The organism is Finegoldia magna, assembly GCF_018371055.1.
Taxonomy (GTDB): Bacteria; Bacillota; Clostridia; order Tissierellales; family Peptoniphilaceae; genus Finegoldia; species Finegoldia magna_I.
The window spans coordinates 1-3,217 of record NZ_JAGYZD010000194.1 but is presented as its reverse complement, the minus strand read 5'-3'; the positions used below and the strand labels follow the sequence as shown (position 1 = coordinate 3,217).

At 30.5% G+C, this 3,217-nt stretch carries 1 protein-coding gene; it reads right to left on the bottom strand.

Annotation, left to right across the window (positions count from 1 at the left end; translation table 11 throughout):
* Nucleotides 1-3,217 (bottom strand): SNF2-related protein (locus KHW44_RS07760; protein ID WP_304068037.1); only part of this gene is annotated, 3,217 nt, incomplete at both ends.

Below are 3,217 nucleotides of genomic sequence, written 5' to 3'. Positions count from 1 at the left end.
CAGAATCTTTAAAGTCATTATCATATCTATCAGGAATCCCATCATTATCCAAGTCTAAATTTAATGGATCATAAAAATTACCTTCATCATCTATTTCAAGTCCAAGAATTTCCTTTAACTTTTTTTCATCAACTGCTACAAGCTCACTAAAATCCCAAAAGCCAATATCCGTCTTTATTTGTATTAACTCTTCCAAATCACTTGCGTCCAAAGGATCATAGGTGTACTGAAAGCTGTCAATTAAAGTATTGTCTACATAGGTATTCATTTTATAATTTTCCAAATCTAAACTAATTTGTATCTCATATTTTTCATCTGGTGTAGTTGTATAAGCTATTCTTATTTCATTTAAATCAGGAAATAGGTTATCAAAATCTTCTACTTTGTTATCTTCTTCATATTCTCTATTCAAGAAATTAATTAATTCTTCCTTTACTTCTTCAAGCAATGGATTATCTTGTTGTATATCTTCACTATCCCCCATATCCAAAAGATTATTTACTTCTGAAAGCCTTAGAGACTTATCTTTCAAAAGCTCAGCTTGAGGAAAGGTCTTTTGTACTTCTAGTTTTGCTATTTTGAATTGTTCTTCTGTATCTTTTAGTTTAGATATATTATCTTCTAGTCTTTCTGGTAATTTATCTAGTATATTATCCATTCTTGTAATATTGCCTAGTCCATCTGTTCCAAACTCTCCCGTATAATCTTCTTTTCCTTTCAAAATAAAGTTATACTTATTGAAAAAAGAATCATACTTTATAGATAGATCAAAGTTTCTATACTTCCCTACTTTTATTCCTTCTCTATCCATTTCTCCATTAATTTTCAGTCCCTTAATTTTATTCAACAAAAACTCCCCTGCCATTTTCTTATCCGTATACTTCTTCTCATCAATGGTTAGGGAGGTAAATTTATTTTCTTCCTTTGTACTTTTACTTACTTCTTTATAAGGTTCAGTATTCTTAATATCTTCTCTTATGTTCTCTATTTTTTCCTTTAATCTATCTATTTCTTTTGGATAAAACTTTACTACTTTATCTTCCATCTTATAAAGATTAGATTTAAAGTTTGACTCTAACATTTTAAGTTTAGAGACCTCTACATCAAGGTCCATCTTTTCTTTGATTAGAGGATTACTCGTTGCAAGTGCCTTAATTTCTGCATAATTTAAAGTCGCCTCATCTACATCTTCTGCTACTCTTACTGGCGTTTTTGAAGTCATAATTTGAGAAATATACTTCTGTTTGTTTTCTAAAGTTTGGAAAAGATAAGCATCGAAAGTGTTTTCTGTTATATATCTAAAAATATAAACTTTTTTATTTTCATTTCCCTGCCTTACGATTCTACCTGCCCTTTGAGAAAGGTCGGCAGGTCTCCATGGTATATCAAGATCATGGATAGCGATTAATTTATCTTGAGCATTAGTACCTGCTCCCATCTTTTGAGTAGAGCCAAGTAATATTCGTATTTCTCCTTTTCTCACTTTGTCAAATATTGCATCTTTTTCCCTATTATTTTTTGCATTATGGATAAATTCTATCTCTTTTTCAGGCACTCCTAAATTCATAAGTTTTTGTTTAATATCGTCATAGATGTTAAACTCATTACTTGGTGTAGACATATCACAAAAGATTAGTTGTGCCGATTTTTTATCCTCGTATTTTTCCCAAATACTAAATACATTTTTTATGCAAGTATTTACCTTACTGTTTGGATCATCTGGAAGTAAAGCATTTATTAATCTTTGATCTAAAGCCATTTTCTTTCCATCATTTGTAATTAGTAACATATTATCTACACTAGAATCAACTTGTTTATTACGAACTCTATCTGCTCTTTCTGAAAAAGTTTCAAGTATTTTCTTCTGTTCTTCCGTAGGCTTTGTCTTTATAGTTTCATAGCAGGCTTCAGGAGTCGGTAAGTTTAATACATCTGCTGTCTTAATATCCATAAATCCTTTTATTGTATTCATAAGTTCTGGTAGATTATAGAACTTAGCAAACCTCGTTTTACTTCGATAGCCATTTCCTTCTGGATTAAGTTCAATAGCTGTTATAGTTTCTCCAAAAGTAGAAGCCCAAGAATCAAAATGTTGTAACTTCATCTTTTTTAATTCATCATATTGTAAATATCTCTGCATAGTATAAAGTTCAGCCATGCTATTACTTACAGGTGTTCCAGTAGCAAATACTAGACCTTTGTTATTAGTTATTTCATCCATATAGCGACATTTCATAAGCATATCGCTTGACTTTTGTGAATCTGTAGAAGTAATACCTGCTACATTTCTCATTTTAGAATAAAGATATAGGTTCTTATAAGCGTGAGCTTCATCTACAAATAACTTATCAATTCCCAATTCTTCGAAAGTTACTACATCGTCTTTTTTATAGTCAGCACTTAGTTTTTCTAACTTTGTTTCTAACTTTTTCTTTGTCTTTTCTAACTGTTTTACAGTAAATCTTTGATCTCTTTCCCTTTTATACTCATCTATATAGTCAATAATTTCATCAATTTGACTTTGTAATTCATATTCTTGTCTTTCTTTTGATATAGAAATTTTTTCAAACTGAGAATGCCCTATAATAACTGCATCATAATCTCCTGTAGCAATACGACTGCAAAATCTTTTTCTCCTATCTGGTGTAAAATCTTTTTCTGTTGCACATAACACATTAGCTCCTGGATAAAGTTCATTAAATTCTCTTCCAAACTGCTCTACTATATGGTTAGGTACAACAAACATCGACTTATTACTCATACCAAGTCTTTTTGACTCCATGGCTATACCTATCATTTCAAAGGTCTTCCCTGCTCCTACTTCATGGGCAAGTAAAGTATTTCCACCAAATAAACCTCTTGCTATGGCATCTTTTTGATGAACTCTAAGTTCAATTTCAGGATTCATTCCTTTAAAAGTAAGATTAGAGCCATCATATTCCCTTAATCTTATGGAATTAAATCTTTTGTTATAGTCTTTTACTAACCTATTTCTTCTTTCTACATCATCAAATATCCAGTTCTTAAATTCTTCTTTTATTATTTCTTGCTTACTTCTTGCAAGCATTGTTTCTTTTTGATTTAAAACAGATTTTTTCTTTCCGTCACCATCTTCTATTTGATCAAATACTTTTGTATCCCTCAGGTTTAAAATATCTTCTATTAATTTATAGGCGTTTACTCTATTTGTGCCATAGGTATAGATGGCAAGATCATT